This window comes from Pseudomonas sp. NPDC088322 (assembly GCF_044740745.1).
GTDB lineage: Bacteria > Pseudomonadota > Gammaproteobacteria > Pseudomonadales > Pseudomonadaceae > Aquipseudomonas > Aquipseudomonas shirazensis.
On sequence record NZ_JBIURK010000006.1, the window covers coordinates 19051 to 33639 of the forward strand.

13 protein-coding genes are annotated in these 14589 nt (G+C 63.3%); 4 read left to right on the forward strand and 9 right to left on the reverse strand.

The window, feature by feature from the left end; genetic code table 11:
- The first annotated feature begins 56 nt into the window (after positions 1 to 56).
- Together ACIOAU_RS16630 and ACIOAU_RS16635 are read left to right on the forward strand one after the other, a co-directional pair.
- Positions 57 to 731: a COG3650 family protein gene (locus ACIOAU_RS16630; RefSeq protein ID WP_101321804.1), complete on the forward strand. Its 675-nt coding sequence runs from the start codon at positions 57 to 59 to the stop codon at positions 729 to 731.
- Positions 732 to 835: 104 nt separating this feature from the next.
- Positions 836 to 2446 (forward strand): NAD(P)/FAD-dependent oxidoreductase, encoded by a 1611-nt coding sequence (locus ACIOAU_RS16635; RefSeq protein WP_150573612.1) that lies wholly within the window; start codon positions 836 to 838, stop codon positions 2444 to 2446.
- A gap of 70 nt (positions 2447 to 2516) precedes the next feature.
- Here ACIOAU_RS16635 and ACIOAU_RS16640 read toward each other — a convergent pair whose 3' ends face one another.
- From ACIOAU_RS16640 to dinG, 6 genes are all read right to left on the reverse strand, one after another.
- Positions 2517 to 2978, reverse strand: coding sequence for a glycine zipper 2TM domain-containing protein (locus ACIOAU_RS16640; protein ID WP_150573613.1), 462 nt, complete (start codon positions 2976 to 2978; stop codon positions 2517 to 2519).
- A gap of 909 nt (positions 2979 to 3887) precedes the next feature.
- Positions 3888 to 4535 carry a pyridoxamine 5'-phosphate oxidase gene (gene pdxH / locus ACIOAU_RS16645; RefSeq protein WP_259076188.1) on the reverse strand — a complete coding sequence of 216 codons (648 nt, stop codon included), beginning with the start codon at positions 4533 to 4535 and terminating at the stop codon, positions 3888 to 3890.
- A 19-nt stretch (positions 4536 to 4554) separates the two neighbouring features.
- Complete coding sequence (locus ACIOAU_RS16650) at positions 4555 to 5544, reverse strand: OmpA family protein (protein ID WP_150570555.1); 990 nt, start codon at positions 5542 to 5544, stop codon at positions 4555 to 4557.
- Positions 5545 to 5641: 97 nt separating this feature from the next.
- Positions 5642 to 6787 carry a serine hydrolase domain-containing protein gene (locus ACIOAU_RS16655; protein WP_101321809.1) on the reverse strand — a complete coding sequence of 382 codons (1146 nt, stop codon included), beginning with the start codon at positions 6785 to 6787 and terminating at the stop codon, positions 5642 to 5644.
- A gap of 133 nt (positions 6788 to 6920) precedes the next feature.
- On the reverse strand, positions 6921 to 9158 hold the full coding sequence (locus ACIOAU_RS16660) for a beta-agarase (protein WP_401183389.1): 2238 nt from the start codon (positions 9156 to 9158) through the stop codon (positions 6921 to 6923).
- A gap of 81 nt (positions 9159 to 9239) precedes the next feature.
- Entirely contained in the window at positions 9240 to 11384 is a 2145-nt protein-coding gene (gene dinG, locus ACIOAU_RS16665; protein WP_101321811.1) for an ATP-dependent DNA helicase DinG, read from the reverse strand.
- A gap of 97 nt (positions 11385 to 11481) precedes the next feature.
- On the opposite strand from dinG, the gene ACIOAU_RS16670 reads away from it, so the two are divergent.
- The gene (locus ACIOAU_RS16670; RefSeq protein WP_101321812.1) at positions 11482 to 11946 is read left to right on the forward strand and encodes a CopD family protein; all 465 of its coding nucleotides are present in this window, start codon (positions 11482 to 11484) and stop codon (positions 11944 to 11946) included.
- Positions 11947 to 11987: 41 nt separating this feature from the next.
- On the opposite strand, the gene ACIOAU_RS16675 is transcribed toward ACIOAU_RS16670, so the two are convergent.
- The 3 genes from ACIOAU_RS16675 to ACIOAU_RS16685 all read right to left on the reverse strand — a co-directional run bounded on the left by ACIOAU_RS16675 (position 11988) and on the right by ACIOAU_RS16685 (position 13935).
- Positions 11988 to 12746 carry a collagen-like protein gene (locus ACIOAU_RS16675; protein ID WP_150572242.1) on the reverse strand — a complete coding sequence of 253 codons (759 nt, stop codon included), beginning with the start codon at positions 12744 to 12746 and terminating at the stop codon, positions 11988 to 11990.
- Complete coding sequence (locus ACIOAU_RS16680) at positions 12739 to 13014, reverse strand: DUF1145 domain-containing protein (RefSeq protein ID WP_101321814.1); 276 nt, start codon at positions 13012 to 13014, stop codon at positions 12739 to 12741. Before ACIOAU_RS16680 ends, ACIOAU_RS16675 begins: the two co-directional genes overlap by 8 nt.
- 228 nt (positions 13015 to 13242) lie before the next feature.
- Positions 13243 to 13935 (reverse strand): OmpA family protein, encoded by a 693-nt coding sequence (locus ACIOAU_RS16685; RefSeq protein ID WP_101321815.1) that lies wholly within the window; start codon positions 13933 to 13935, stop codon positions 13243 to 13245.
- Positions 13936 to 14093: 158 nt separating this feature from the next.
- Between ACIOAU_RS16685 and ACIOAU_RS16690 the strand changes: the two genes are divergently transcribed.
- The gene (locus ACIOAU_RS16690; protein ID WP_401183394.1) at positions 14094 to 14588 is read left to right on the forward strand and encodes a DUF6231 family protein; all 495 of its coding nucleotides are present in this window, start codon (positions 14094 to 14096) and stop codon (positions 14586 to 14588) included.
- Position 14589 lies beyond the last annotated feature (1 nt).

The following is a 14589-nucleotide window of genomic DNA, read 5'->3' on the forward strand; positions in this document are numbered from 1 at the left end:
CGGGTACTGCTCGGTAACGTGCGCACTTCACCCGCCGCGTCCCCGGAGCCTCACCCATGCGTTGCACCCCTCCTCTGCTGCTCGCCACCCTGCTGCCACTGTTCGCCGGCTGCCAGATGCTGGCCGACAAACCGGTCGACCCTGACCTTGGCACCACGCGCATGCAGGGCGAACTGAGCGCCAGCGGCGGTCATCTGCTGTTCAAACCTTGCAGCGAAAGCCGCTCGTTCGTGGTCAATGATGCCGGCGCCACGGGCATCCTGCAGGAAGCCTCGAGCCTGGCCCACGGCGCTGGCGACAAGCTGTTTGCCGATGTCCGCGGGCGCCTCGCCGGCAGCAAGCAGGCCAACAGCGACGGCCAGCTGGATGTGCGCCGGCTGTATCGCCTGGAGCCTTCGGCCAGTGCCTGCGACGACCCCAACTTCAAGCAACTGACCCTGCGCGCCGGCGGCCATGCGCCGGAATGGGACATCAAGGCCAGCGGCAAGGGCATGGTCCTCAACCGCGCCGGCCAGCCGCCGCTGCCACTGCCGTTCCTTGAAGAGCAGATGCCCGGCGGTGGCCTCAACCTGTCCAGCGAAGCCAATGGCCAGCGCATCGAACTGTGGCTCGCTCCGCAGCGCTGCGTCGACAGCGTCACCGGCGCCGTGCGCCACCTGCGTGCCGAGCTGCGCGTCGATGGCCAGACCGTGCACGGCTGCGCTTACTACGGCGGCGCCCGCGACAACTGATCGCCTAGTGGTTTTTATCCTGCCTTTGAGCCCGGCGAACAGCTTATACTTGGCGGTTTGTGTAAAGCCGCCGGCCGCCAGAGGCCGGGATACTGGACCCTGCCATGCTACGAATCACTGAACTGAAGCTGCCCCTGGACCATCCTGACGAAGCCCTGCGCGAGGCCATCCTCCAGCGCCTGGGTATTGCCGATGACCAGTTGCTGAGCTTCACCCTGTTCAAGCGCAGCTACGATGCTCGCAAGAAGAACAGCGAACTGCTGTTCATCTACACCATCGACCTGCACGCCAGCAACGAAGCCGAACTGCTGCACAAATTCGCCGACGATCACAACATCAGCGTTGCCCCCGACGTCAGCTACAAGTACGTCGGCCAGGCTCCTGCCGAGCTGCAGGAGCGGCCTCTGGTAGTCGGCTTCGGCCCGTGCGGGATCTTTGCCGGGCTGTTGCTGGCGCAGATGGGCTTCAAGCCGATCGTGCTCGAGCGCGGCAAGGAAGTCCGCCAGCGAACCAAGGACACCTGGGGCCTGTGGCGCAAAAGCGTGCTCAACCCCGAGTCCAACGTTCAGTTTGGCGAAGGCGGCGCCGGGACCTTCTCCGACGGCAAGCTGTACAGCCAGATCAAGGACCCGCTGCACCACGGCCGCAAAGTGCTGGAAGAGTTCGTCAAGGCCGGTGCGCCAGACGAGATTCTGTTCATCAACAAGCCGCACATCGGTACCTTCCGCCTGACCGGCATGGTCGAGAACATGCGCGAGCAGATCATCGCCCTCGGTGGCGAAGTGCGCTTCGAGCAAAAAGTCAGCGACTTGCTCCTCGACGGCGAACAGCTCACTGGCGTGGTCCTCGACAACGGCGAACAGCTGCACGCGCGGCACGTGGTGCTGGCTCTGGGCCACAGCGCGCGTGACACCTTCCGCATGCTGCACGCGAAGGGTGTGTTCATGGAAGCCAAGCCGTTCTCGGTCGGTTTCCGCATCGAGCACCCACAGACCTTGATCGACAAGGCGCGCCTGGGCAAATACGCCGGCCACCCGAAACTCGGCGCCGCTGACTACAAGCTGGTCTATCACGCCAAGAACGGTCGCTCGGTGTACAGCTTCTGCATGTGCCCGGGCGGCACTGTGGTTGCGGCAACCAGCGAGCCTGGCCGAGTTGTGACCAATGGCATGAGCCAGTACTCGCGTAACGAGCGCAATGCCAACTCGGGCATCGTCGTCGGCATCGACCCAGAACGGGATTACCCGGGCGGGCCGCTTGCCGGCATCGAGTTGCAGGAGCGGCTTGAGACACTCGCCTATGAGCTGGGCGGCAGCAACTACCAGGCGCCGGCGCAACTGGTTGGCGACTTTGTCGCCGGTCGGCCTTCGACCGCGCTGGGCAGTGTCGAGCCTTCGTACAAGCCGGGCGTGACCTTGGGTGACCTGGCGCTGAGCCTGCCCGATTTCGCAATCGAGGCCATCCGCGAGGCGCTGCCGGCGTTCGATCGGCAGATCAAGGGCTACAACCTGCACGACGCAGTACTGACCGGGCTCGAGACGCGGACTTCCTCGCCGCTGCGCATCACCCGTGATGCCAGCTTCCAGAGCATCAACGTCAAGGGCCTGTTCCCGGCCGGTGAAGGTGCAGGTTACGCGGGTGGTATTCTGTCGGCAGGTGTCGACGGCATTCGCATCGCTGAAGCCGTAGCGCGGGATATTCTCGGGCTGCAGTGAGCTGAAACCCAGGCGTAAAAAAACCCCGGTCGGCACTGCCGATCGGGGTTTTTTACATTCAGCGCGGCTGTCAGTGGGTAACGCGGCTGGTGCCATCTACAGTCATGATGCGGACACGCTCGCCCACGCGGAAGATTTCATTTTCCTGCACGGCCTGTACGTAGGCGCGGGTGCTGCCGTCATCTTCACGTACGGTGACTTCGACGCCCTGGGTGCGGGTGATGCCTTCTTCAGCAGCCGAACCTGCCAGGCCACCGGCTACAGCACCGATCACAGCGGCAACGATGCTGCCGCGACCGCCGCCAATGGCGCTACCGGCCACGCCGCCGACTACAGCACCAGCGCCGCCGCCGATTGGGGTCTTGGTGCCTTCGATTTTCACCGGACGCAGGGCTTCGATGGTACCCATGCGTACGGTCTGCACGCGGCGGGCTTCATCACGGGAGTAGCTGTCACCGGTCAGGCTCGAGGCACAACCGCCGAGCAGCAGCGACATGGTGGTGAACGCCACCACCAGAACAGATTTACGCATGGGTTGTATCTCCATAAGACAGGTGACCATTAGACGCTGCAGGTTGACGGCTGTCACGGTGCATACGTAACAAAAATGCATTCATTCAGCGTCGGTACAGGGTGTGTGCTGACGCTTGATTGTCAGACCTTGGATCGGCTTGGATTACTGCATTGGGTTTGGGATTGCGGGCTTATCCATTTTGTGTGGTGGCTGTGATGGCCCCTTTCGCCCTTACGGCGAGTCACTTTTTTGGCAAACGCCCCAAAAAAGTAACCAAAAAAGGGCTCGCTCCTACATACGGCCCCTTCGCTGCGCTACGGGGTCCCCTCGCTCCGGCCTTGCTCCCGGGAGGACCGCGCTGTACGGGCCATCCTGGCCCGCAGCGCTTGACGGCCATCCATGGCCGTCACCTCCCTCCGCAAGACCTGCGCTCGGCCTCCTGAAGTCGCAGGTAGATCAAGATCAAGAGCACGCCTTGCTGCGCTGGCGCAGAGCGGGATCGGGGTGACTGCTGGATTTGGGTACGAATGAGATTGCTGCGGCACGGCACGACACAAGCTTTTGACTTTGCCTCTAGCTCTTGATCTGCGCCAGCGCAGCGAGGCGTGCCTTTGATATTGATCTGCTTTTGATCTTGATCCACCGGCGACTCAGGAGGCCGAGCGCAGGTCTTGCGGAGGGAGGTGACGGCCATGGATGGCCGGCAAGCGCTGCGGGCCAGGAGGCCCGTACAGCGCGGTCCGCCCGGGAGCAAGGCCGGAGCGAGGGTACCCCGCAGCGCAGCGAAGGGGCCGGATGTGGAGCCAAGCCCTTTTTTGGTTACTTTTTTGGGGCGTTTGCCAAAAAAGTGACTCGCCGTAAGGGCGAAAGGGGCCTGATCAGCCACCACAAAAAACGGATAAGCTCACAAAACAGCGAAAACCAACCTCAGGGAGCCAACCGCTCCCGAGCCCAATGCCCCGCCCCCAGACGATAATTCAGTCGATCATGCAACCGGCTAGCCCTACCCTGCCAAAACTCAACCCGCTCCGGCAGCAAACGATACCCCCCCCAATGCTCAGGACAATGCGGCTGAGTCTGCGAAAACCGCTCTTCAGTAGCCTTGACCAAAGCCTCCAGCTCTTCACGCCCAGCAATCACCCGACTCTGCGGCGAAGCCCAAGCCCCAAGACGACTCCCCAGCGGGCGCACCTGGTAATAGTCATCGGACTCCTGCGCAGTAACCTTCTCAACCCGCCCCTCAATCCGCACCTGACGCTCCAGCGCCGGCCAGAAGAAGGTCATCGCCGCAAACGGGTTAGCCTGCAAATGCTGCCCCTTCGCGCTGTCATAGTTGCTGAAAAAGGTGAATCCCTGAGCATCCAGGCCCTTCAACAGCAACACCCGGCAATGCGGTCGTCCATCGGCATCGACCGTAGCCAGCGTCATGGCATTGGCCTCGACCGGCGCCTGTTCGGTTTTTACAGCATCGGCAAACCACTGGTGGAACAGCGCAAACGGCTCATCCGGCGCCTGGCTTTCGGCCAGGCCATCACGGGTGTAGTCGCGGCGCATATCGGCCAGAGATTGAGTCATGACAGCACTTCCTTGACGATCAGTTGGTCTTCGCAGGGCTGTTGGCAGCGACTTTCTTGTCGGCCGTGGTTTTTTTCGCGGCCGGCTTGGCGGCCGGCTTCTTGGCAGCAGTCTTGGCTGCGGCCTTCTTGACCGGGGCTTTGGCCACGGCTTTCTTCGCCGCAGGCTTGGCAGCGGCCTTGGCTGCAGGCTTGCTGGCTGCAGGCTTGGCCACCGGGGCCTTGCTGTCTTGAGTGGCGACCACAGCGGCCGGGGCCGGCGCCAGGTTCGGCTGCTGGTATTTGGCCAACAGGGCCAGCATGGTGTTCTGCGGCGTCATCAGCAATTCGACGCGGCGGTTCAAGGCGCGGCCTTCGAGGCTGTCGTTGGCGGCGCGTGGCATCACCGAGCCCATACCTTTGAGGCTCAAACGGTCGCGTTGCAGACCACTCAGGCGGAAGATAGCCGAGACCGAGGCAGCGCGCTCAAGGCTGAGCTTCTGGTTAACGGCAGCGGCACCGCTGCTGTCGGCGTGACCGAGAATCAGCACGGCAGTTTTCGGGTCGACTTCAATGGCCTTGGCCAGACGGGTGATCGGCCCCAAACTCGCCGGCAACAGCATGTTCGGGCGGTCCGGGTTGTACGAGCTGTCGACCGGAATGGTCACGGCCAACAGGTCTTCGCGGCGCTCCACTTCAAACTTGCTGTCCTTGACCGCTTCACGCAGCTTTGGCTCGTACTGGTCAAGCCAGGCCTGGGTGGCCTTGTGATCAATCTTGGGAACGACCGGCCCCTTGGCCTGGGTCTCTTCAGAGCCGAACGGCCACCACCAGCGGCTGCTGCTTTCGGACTTGGCGTCGGCTTTGGCAACTTTCTCGGTCACCGCCTGCTTCACTTCCTGATCGGCAACCTTGTCCGAGCCAAACGGCCACCAGCTGTGTCCGCTAGTCGAGGAGGCATCCTGCGATTGGCTGGCACAACCGGTCATGGCCAGGCACAGGGCGAGTGCTAAGGTTTTTTGTGAAGACATCAGCGATACACCATGAAATTGAAGGAAATTTGCCTGCAGTAGCAGGCATTGGCATTGAGCATAGTCAAACCGCACGGGCATTACCCGCACTAGCCGATCAAAGGCAACTGGCGAGCACCCGCACCAGCTTCTGCGCTCTTGGGTCCATCAGCACGTAAGGGCCGAGGGTATTGGTGACGAAGCCAAAGGCAACATCGTGCTCGGGGTCGGCGAAACCGACCGAACCACCGGCGCCCGGGTGACCGAATGCGCCAGCACCGAGGCCGAAGGTGGCGTTGGCTACGGTTGGCTGGTCCAGCATGCAACCCAGGCCGAAGCGGGTCTGGGTCAGCAAGGTACGGTCTTCACCGAGACTGTGCTCGCGGGTCAGTTCATCCAGCAACTCGGATTCGAGCAAGCTGCCGTCGAGCAGGCCGGCATAAAAACCGGCGAGGCTGCGCGCGTTGCCGTGGCCGTTGGCCGCAGGCTGCTGCATGCGTCGCCATTCGGGCTTGTTGGTACTGGTCAGGATTGCTGGTGGGTTGGTGAACGCTCGGGTTGAAAGCGCCTCTGGCTCGCGCATGGTGACCTGCAGCAGGCGCTGCGCAGCCGCATCGCCTGAATTGCCCTTGCCGCGGGCTATATGCGCCACACGGTGGAATTCTTCATCTGCCAGGCCAATGTGAAAATCCAGCCCCAACGGCTTGGCCGTGCGGGCGACGATCGACTCACCCGGACCGCGGCCGTCAGCTCGGCGAATAAGCTCGCCGATCAGCCAGCCATAGGTGATTGCCGCGTAGCCATGCTCGGTGCCTGGGGTCCACCACGGCGTTTCTGCGGCCAGCGCGGCAGTCATCGCTTCCCAGTCGTACAACGCCTCGGCGGGGAGCAGCTCACGGATTGCCGGCAGGCCAGCGCGGTGGCTCAGTAACTGACGCAGGGTCACGGCTTCTTTGCCGGCTTGAGCGAACTCCGGCCAGTAGCGTGCTACCGGGGCATCCAGCGCCAGCTTGCCCTCGCCCACCAGTTGCAGGGCAGTCACGGCGGTGAACGTCTTGGTGCAGGAGAACAGATTGGCGATGGTGTCGCTATGCCAAGCCTGCTGCCCATCCTTGTCGGCACTGCCGGCCCACAGGTCGATCACGGTGTCGCCACCGACCTGGATGCACAACGCCGCACCGCGCTCCTGGGAATCCTCGAACAAGGCGGCGAATGCTTCACGCACCGCCTCGAACTTCAGCTCATAGTGACCCTGAATCTGCACCGCCAGCTCTCCGTACGACTCGAGTTTGCAAAGGCGTGCATTGTTTCAGTAGTTGACCATTTTGCCTACTGAATGTGGCCGGATGGTTGTCAGGAAACGTCGCCAAACAGCTCTGCAACCAGCCCCATGCGCCTCATGGCACCGGCTTGCTGACCACCGTGCGCAGCTCGTCGATTACCTGCTGATTACTCCGCCGCACCGCCTCGACAAAGCCCGGATAGGCCACATCGGTGATCGCCACCAACCCAAGATGGCCGTTTTCGCCATCGAGCAGGCGGCCACTGGCAGGCTGATCCAGATACTGGAACCAATGCGCACCGACGATCATCGGCTGGGCCATGGCGGCCTTGAGGAAGTTGGCATACGCCGGGCCACGGTCCTCCTCGCGCGCCAGTTCCACCGGCCCCGGCCAGAACGGCCCACGGTCGCGCGAACCGAACTGGAATTCGGACACCAGCACCGGCTTATCCAGCTCGGCCAGGCGAGCAAAGTCGTAGCCGTCGTCAGGCTTGAGGGTATAGAAGTTGAAACTGAGCACATCGCAGAACTCGGCGCAGGCCTTGACCGCCTGTGGGCTGCTCAGGGCAAAGCGGCCTCCGAGCAACAGGTGGTTGGGCGCATGCCAGTTGAGCGAATCGGCGATGGTCTTGAAATAGGTGTCGGCGAACACCTGTTGGAAGTACTGGTAATCGCGTTCGATTTCCGGGTGCTCGGGGTTGGGCAGCGGTGCTTCGAAGCCTGGGTCTTCCATTAGCTCCCACGCCTGCAGCTCGATGCCCCAGGCCTTGGACAGCCCTTCCTGATTGCGGTACTTGTCGCGCAGCTGCTTGAGGAACGCGCGCTTGGCCGGCACGTCGGTGGTCAGGCGCAGGGTGCCGAAAGCGAGGCCATAGCGGGCCCGCGGATCATCACCGGGTGCGGCCCAGGCCAGCTCGTTGTCGGCAAAGTAACCGATCAGCCACGGGTCATCGCGGTGATCACGGGCAGCAATCGCTACAGCACGTTCGGTGGCCATGGCAAAGCGTGGGTCGAACGGATCGGGCATGCGCCCCCACCAGTCCATGCCCGTGCTGATGCTGGCGTAGTCGCCAACGATCGACAACGGCAGGGTGTAAGGCACCCGTTTGGCCAGGCCCAGTTCAGGATCGCTCCAGTTGCCGAGGGTATTGAAGCCCCACGCCTGCAAGCGATTCAGAGCATGCGCCTGCCAGCGGCCGGCATCGATCGCCATCGGCGGGCACGCCTGGCTGGTCGGTTCGGCGGCGGCCGGGGCACAGCTGTGGCCATGGCTGCGTTGCAGGTTGGCTGCGTAGAAGTCGAACCAGCGGCCCTGCTTGAATGCGCGCCCCTGCGAAGACGCATTGCCATCATCATTGTTGCCTTCCCCGTAGAACGCGGCGAAGGGCTCGTTGACGCCGGGCAACGCGGTGAACATGCCCTCGCGACCAGCAACATAGGTACGCCCGCCATCAGCGGCCACAGCGTTTACGCCCAACGAGAAGAACGGATGGCCGTCAGGCGTCACCAGGAACCAGCGGCCATCGCGTTTCTCTGTACGGAAGAAGCCCTGAGCCTCGAACGCAGGCCCGGCCAGCAGCCCACCGTACGGGTCAAGCGCTTGCTTGCCGCGCTCTGCCAGCCAGGCCTTGAGCTGCGCCTGCTCGCGGCTATCGGCAGCTTTGAGCTGGTCATCGCTGACGATTCGCTCCGGCCAGCGGCCCCGCGTCGACTGGCCATAAGCGTCGATCAGGCCGGCATACGCTGCCTTGAAGGCGAGATCGTCATCTTGTAGGCCGACCCTCTCGATCAGCAGGCTTTGCGCCACGTTGGGCTTGGGGATGCTCAGAGTCACCGAGCTGATCTGCTTCAGGTCCACCTCACCGACGCTGCTGGTCAGCAGCAAGCGCTGGCCGTCGTAGGTCCATGGCATCGGTGGGCCAGCACGCATGCCTTGGCTCAGCGGCGAGCTGGCGGTAAGTGGCACCATTACCGTTTGCGCAGGCCCGGCCGGCAGGTCGATGCGGCTGGTGAGGGTGCGGCCATCGCTGCTCTGCACTGTGACGTCGACCGTCAGCGCCCAATCCATCGCACTTTGCAGGCGCAAGGTGAGGGCCTTGCCGGCCGACCAGTCCCACGCCCCACCTTGCGGGCTCAGGCCCAGGCTTGGGCGTTCGACCGGATTGAACACGACGCGGCGCAGTACCTCGCCCTCTGCGGTCTGTTCGGCGTTGTATTGCGGCATGCCGGCGTCGGCGGTGATGACATTGACCACCGAGGCCGGCCGCACGAAGCTGAACAGCGTCTGCTGCCCAGCCAGCAAGGGTGAGCAGAACAGCAGCGTGAAGACTGCGGGCAAGGTGCGTCGAATCATAGAACTGGAGCTCTCCTTCAGGGCCGCGGGGAGCCCGTGACTGAGTAATGGACAACAGGCTGGAGCCGCACGCTCCAGCCGTCAGGAAATTTCCCGCCGGAACGGCGGTAGCGCGTTGAGGATAGCCTTGCCGTAGCGCTGAGTGACCAGGCGCCGATCGAGCAAGGTGATCACGCCGCGGTCCTGTTCGGTGCGCAGCAGGCGACCACAAGCCTGGATCAGCTTAAGCGAGGCGTCGGGTACGGCGATTTCCATGAATGGATTACCTCCGCGCGCTTCGATCCACTCGGCCAGAGCGGCTTCGACCGGGTCATCCGGCACCGAGAACGGGATCTTGGCGATCACCACGTGCTCGCAATATGCGCCAGGCAGGTCGACCCCTTCGGAGAAACTGGCCAGACCGAACAGCACGCTGTGCTGGCCGTCGTCGACCCGCGCCTTGTGCTTGTTCAGGGTTTCTTGCTTGGACAGGTTGCCCTGAATCAGCACCAGCTTGCGCCAGTCACGATCAAGGCCATCGAATACGTCCTGCATCTGCTTGCGCGACGAGAACAGTACCAGCGCACCCCGCGCCTCTTCGAGCATCGCCGGCAGTTCGCGGATGATCGCGGCGGTGTGCCCGGCAGCATCGCGCGGATCGGCGCCCAGATCAGGCACCCGCAGCAACCCGGCATCGCCGTGCACGAACGGGCTCGGCACCACACAGGTTACTGCGTCCCTTGGCAGGCCGGAGCGCATGCGGAAGCGGTCGAACTTGCCCAGCGCGGTCAGCGTTGCCGACGTCACCAAGGCGCCGTGGGCAACGCTCCACAAGCTGCGCCGGAGCATCTCAGCTGCGAGGATCGGGCTGGCGTTTACCTCGATATCGAACAGCGCACCGGTCTCGGCCAGGGTCAGCCAACGCGCCATCGGCGGGCTGTCTTCCGGGTCCTCGGCGGTGAACGCCGTCCACAGCTCCCAGTTGCCCTGAGCCCGAGTCACCAGGCTGCCGAACAGCGGGTACCACTCTTCGGCCTGGTGGCTGGCGATACCGATATTCTTCTCGCCATCCATGCCTTCCTTGAGCAGGTCTGCAAGGCGCGTGAACAGGTCATTGAGCTGGGAAAAACCCTTTTTCAGCTCGATGCCGACTTCGCGGATATGCTCCGGCACCACCCCGCCCTCAAAGCGGTAGCGTGGCCGCTCGCGGCCTTCGGTGTCTTCACCGGGCTTGAAGTCTGCAATCTGCTCGCAAAGGGTAAACATGAACTGCTGCTGGGTGCGGATTTCACGCGCCAGCTCCGGCACCTGTTCGATGTACTTGCCCAGATCGCCCGGCAGCGGGTGCTGGGCGAGCAGCTTGGTCAGGTTCTTGGCCGTCTGCTCAAGCCAGTCGGCGGTCGAGCGCAGCCGCGAATAATGGGCAAAATGACCAATCGCCTTGTCCGGCAGGTGATGGCCTTCGTCGAACACATAAATGGTGTCGCGTGGGTCAGGCAGCACCGCGCCGCCACCCAGGGCCAGGTCAGCCAGGACCATGTCGTGGTTGGTGACGATCACATCGACCTTGCCCATGCCTTCTCGGGCCTTGTAGAACACGCACTGCTGGAAGTTCGGGCAGTGACGGCCGGTACATTGGCTGTGGTCGGTGGTCAGGCGCGCCCAGTCCGGGTCTTCGATGGTTTCCGACCAGCTGTCACGGTCGCCATCCCAGCGGTTGCCGGCGAGCTTCTCGATCATGCTGTTGAACAGCTTCTGGCTGCGCTCGTCGACTTCGATATGGAAGCCTTCTTCCTCGAACAACTGCGCAGTGGCCGACTGGGCGTGGCCTTCCTGCAACAGTACGTCGAGCTTGGACAGGCACAGATAGCGGCCACGGCCCTTGGCCAAGGCAAAGCTGAAGTTCAGACCACTGTTGCGCATCAGGTCAGGCAGATCCTTGAAGACGATCTGCTCCTGCAGCGCCACGGTGGCGGTGGCAATCACCAGGCGCTTGCCGGCGACCTTGGCGGCGGGGATGGCCGCCAGGGCGTAGGCGACTGTCTTGCCGGTACCAGTGCCCGCCTCGACGGCAACCACGGCGGGGTCACCCGAGCGTCGACCTTCGTCGTCGCAGGCAATATCGCCGAGCACTTTCGCTACTTCGGCAATCATCAGGCGCTGGCCGTAACGTGGCTTGAGGCTCTTGGCTTCGAGAAAACGCGAATAGGCGCCCTGGATGGTGGCTTTGAGTTCGTTGCTGATCATGGTCTGCAGGCGCCCGAAGGGCTGGATATATTTTCAGTGTTTTGCATGGGCGGCTATCATACCCCGCTCGCGCCCTTTATGCCGCATGGAGATCCCGATGCTGAGCTTCACCCTACCCTACACCCTGCATGTGCTAGCCGCCCTGGTCTGGGTCGGCGGGATGTTTTTCGCCTGGCTGATCCTGCGCCCGGCAACGGTTGCAGCCCTGGAGGGGCCGGCACGGTTGCGCTTGTGGCTGGAAGTTTTCCGACGCTTCTTTGTCTGGGTCTGGGTCGCTGTGGCGATTTTGGCGATCAGTGGTATCGGCATGTTGCACATGCGCTTCAGCGGTTTCGAAACTGCGCCCAAGTACGTGCAACTGATGATGGGCGGGGCGATCGTTATGTTTGCCTTGTTCCTGCGCGTGCAGGCCTTGCTGCTGCCTGACTTGCGTGCCGCGGTGCAGGCCGAGGATTGGCCGGCAGGTGCTGCTGCGCTGGGGCGGATTCGCCGGCTGGTGGGTATCAACCTGCTGCTGGGGCTCGCCGTGGTGGCGGTTGCCAGCCTGCGTCTGCCGCTCTGAACGGTGCGCCGCGCAGGCAAACTGCGCGGCGGCAAGCCCGGTTACAGGCGTCGCAGGATCAACTCACCCTCTGCGCCCGCCAGGCCGGCCTGGCCTTCAACGCCCGGCCGGCCCTTGGCCCCAGCGTCGGTGCTATACACCAGGCAACCCTTGCTGGCGCCGCCTGCGCCAGGCTTGCCCGCTGCCCCAGGTTTGCCCGGCAGGCCCCCATCCAGGCGTACGACAATGCGCTGCTCGGGATAGTCAGCCGGCACCGCCAGACGAATTCGCCCACCCGCTGCACCGTCATGGCCGTTGCCACCATTGTCGCCATCAGCGCCGCGGCTGGCCTGGCCCCAGGTGCAGCCACCGGCCTTGCCATTGGCGCCATCCAGGCCGACATAGCCCGGCGCACCGGCACCACCACGGGCGTCGATCGACAATTGCTCGGCGTCCAGTGCATGTAACTGCAGGTCAAGGCTGCGGCCGCTGCGCGCGGCGCGTTCATAGCTACCCGGCGCGCCATTGGCGCTGATCTCGCTGCCGCTGGCGAAACGCGCCGAGGCTGCTTCGATGGTCAATTCCGTGTCGGCCGGAGCGACGGCAATGCGCGCATCTTGGCCAAGTTCCAGTTGCTCGACCTTGAGCGAGGTGAGTGACGCCGGCAACAGCAAGGTCGCCGAATCCGCCACCCGCAGGTGTTGCAGATGAACACTGCCGGCCTTGTTGGCCAGGCGCATCACCGAGTTGGCAGCAACATCCAGGCTGTCTGCCTGGGCCCATGGGCTGGCCAAGGCCACCAACAACATCAATTTACGCACGGCGGGGCGCCTCCTGAGGCTTGGGAATCGACATCACGTGAAAAATTCCTGTCAGCAAAATCTGCAGACGATCGAACCAGCGGTGGCTACGGTTGCGCAGGCTGGCGTTGAAAAACAGTACTTCGAGCATATGCAGGCCAAGCAAAAGGATGCCCGCTGCATTGATCAGGAGATTGAACGGCAGCGGCTGCGGCATCAGCAGATTGACCAGCACCACCCACCAGAACACAACCGTCAGGGCCTTGCCCAGCCCCAGGATAAATTTCATACCCCGCCCTCCTTTGCCAGTCAGTTAAGCCTGTTGGGGCCGCTGTGCGGCCCTTCGCGGGTGAACCCGCTCCCACAGGTACAGTTGCGCAATCCTGTGGGAGCGGGTTCACCCGCGAAGACCGCACAGCGGTCCACTGGCAAGCCGACATCTTCGTCCACAGTAACTTCATTGATGGGCGCCCGCCAAGCATTGCCTCAGGCCCGGCACCCAGTTGCACACCGACGGTCAACGCTCGATCTTGATCTCGGTCCGGCGGTTCATGGCACGCCCCTCAGCAGTAGCGTTGTCGGCCACTGGCTGGGTTTCGCCGGCACCGACTACCGACACCACGCTGTTGCGCGGCACGCCGCTTTCGACCAGATAGTCAGTAACCGAATGCGCGCGGCGCTCGGACAGCTTCTGGTTGTACGTGTCGGAGCCAACGCTGTCGGTGTGCCCGGTGACACTCAGTCGGGTGCTCGCCGCTTCCTGCTTGAGGCGAGTGGCGATGGTATTGAGGCGTTCCTTGTCGGCCGCAGTCAGCCGCGCAGAGTCGAACTCGAAGTGCACGTCACGGATGACTATGACTTCTTCCTTGACCACGACCACCTCTTCTACCACTGCTACCGGTTCAGGCGGGCAGCCATTGGCATCGACCTGTACCCCACGCGGGGTGCCCGGGCACTTGTCGCGGCTGTCCGGCACGCCATCGCCGTCTTCGTCACCGTCGCCATTGGCCCAGCAGTAGCCGGCGGCCAGGCCACCGCCAAGCAGCGCGCCCCAGCCGGCCCAGCTCGAGCTTTCGATAGCGCCAAGGGCGGCGCCGCCCACACCCCCGACGGCAGCACATGTCGGCCAGTCGGTTTTCTGCAAACCTGCACAACCAGTCAACACACTGGTCAGCAGCACCAAGGGTATCGCCGTGCGAACTATGCTCATCTGTTGCATCTCCTAGGGGGAATCGGCATAAGGCCGATCTGTGCCAGTAAAGACCGCGCATTCCCGATCTGCCAGCAATGAGCCATGCTGGTGTGCCACAGCCCTTTGCCGGCAAGCTCTAGCCAGCTAGGCTTGGCGACCCTGAACGGAGATAGGCAATGACCGACGGTTTTTCCCAACGCACGCCGCAACAAGCCCTCGCCGCCTTGCTCGAGCGCGTGCAACCGCAGCGCCTGCTGCTGGTGGGCACGCGCTTCCCGGCGCTGGATGCCTTTGCCCAGGCGCACCCACAGGTGATCATCGAAGTGGCAGCGCCAGGCGTACTGCCGGATCCACTCGCCGCCCAGCGTTTCGACCTGGCGGTGCTGGTCGACTGCCTTGAGCACTTGCCCAAGCGCACCGGCCTGGAACTGCTGGCAGGCATCCGCAATCTGAATGCCAGTCGCCTGGCGGTGCTGGCCGACTTGAGCGCCTGCGGCTGGCAGGACACCGAGTTTTTCTCGCTGGCGATGTCGGCCAGCGAGAAATTCGGCCGTGAGCAGCAGGTGTTGAGCCTGTTCACCTATGATCTACATGACTACAAGGAGGTCCCTGACTGGCTCAACGCCAGGTTCTGGGCCAACCCTGAAAACTTTGGCAAGTACTGGTGGTGAT

What these genes read in the sequence shown, in the direction of transcription:
- ACIOAU_RS16630 (WP_101321804.1), top strand. Translation starts at nt 57, where the DNA reads ATGCGTTGCACCCCTCCTCTGCTGCTCGCCACCCTGCTGCCACTGTTC.
- ACIOAU_RS16640 (WP_150573613.1), bottom strand. Translation starts at nt 2,978, where the DNA reads ATGCGTAAATCTGTTCTGGTGGTGGCGTTCACCACCATGTCGCTGCTG.
- ACIOAU_RS16635 (WP_150573612.1), top strand. Translation starts at nt 836, where the DNA reads ATGCTACGAATCACTGAACTGAAGCTGCCCCTGGACCATCCTGACGAA.
- ACIOAU_RS16680 (WP_101321814.1), bottom strand. Translation starts at nt 13,014, where the DNA reads ATGAAATTTATCCTGGGGCTGGGCAAGGCCCTGACGGTTGTGTTCTGG.
- ACIOAU_RS16650 (WP_150570555.1), bottom strand. Translation starts at nt 5,544, where the DNA reads ATGTCTTCACAAAAAACCTTAGCACTCGCCCTGTGCCTGGCCATGACC.
- ACIOAU_RS16670 (WP_101321812.1), top strand. Translation starts at nt 11,482, where the DNA reads ATGCTGAGCTTCACCCTACCCTACACCCTGCATGTGCTAGCCGCCCTG.
- ACIOAU_RS16685 (WP_101321815.1), bottom strand. Translation starts at nt 13,935, where the DNA reads ATGAGCATAGTTCGCACGGCGATACCCTTGGTGCTGCTGACCAGTGTG.
- ACIOAU_RS16660 (WP_401183389.1), bottom strand. Translation starts at nt 9,158, where the DNA reads ATGATTCGACGCACCTTGCCCGCAGTCTTCACGCTGCTGTTCTGCTCA.
- dinG (WP_101321811.1), bottom strand. Translation starts at nt 11,384, where the DNA reads ATGATCAGCAACGAACTCAAAGCCACCATCCAGGGCGCCTATTCGCGT.
- pdxH (WP_259076188.1), bottom strand. Translation starts at nt 4,535, where the DNA reads ATGACTCAATCTCTGGCCGATATGCGCCGCGACTACACCCGTGATGGC.
- ACIOAU_RS16690 (WP_401183394.1), top strand. Translation starts at nt 14,094, where the DNA reads ATGACCGACGGTTTTTCCCAACGCACGCCGCAACAAGCCCTCGCCGCC.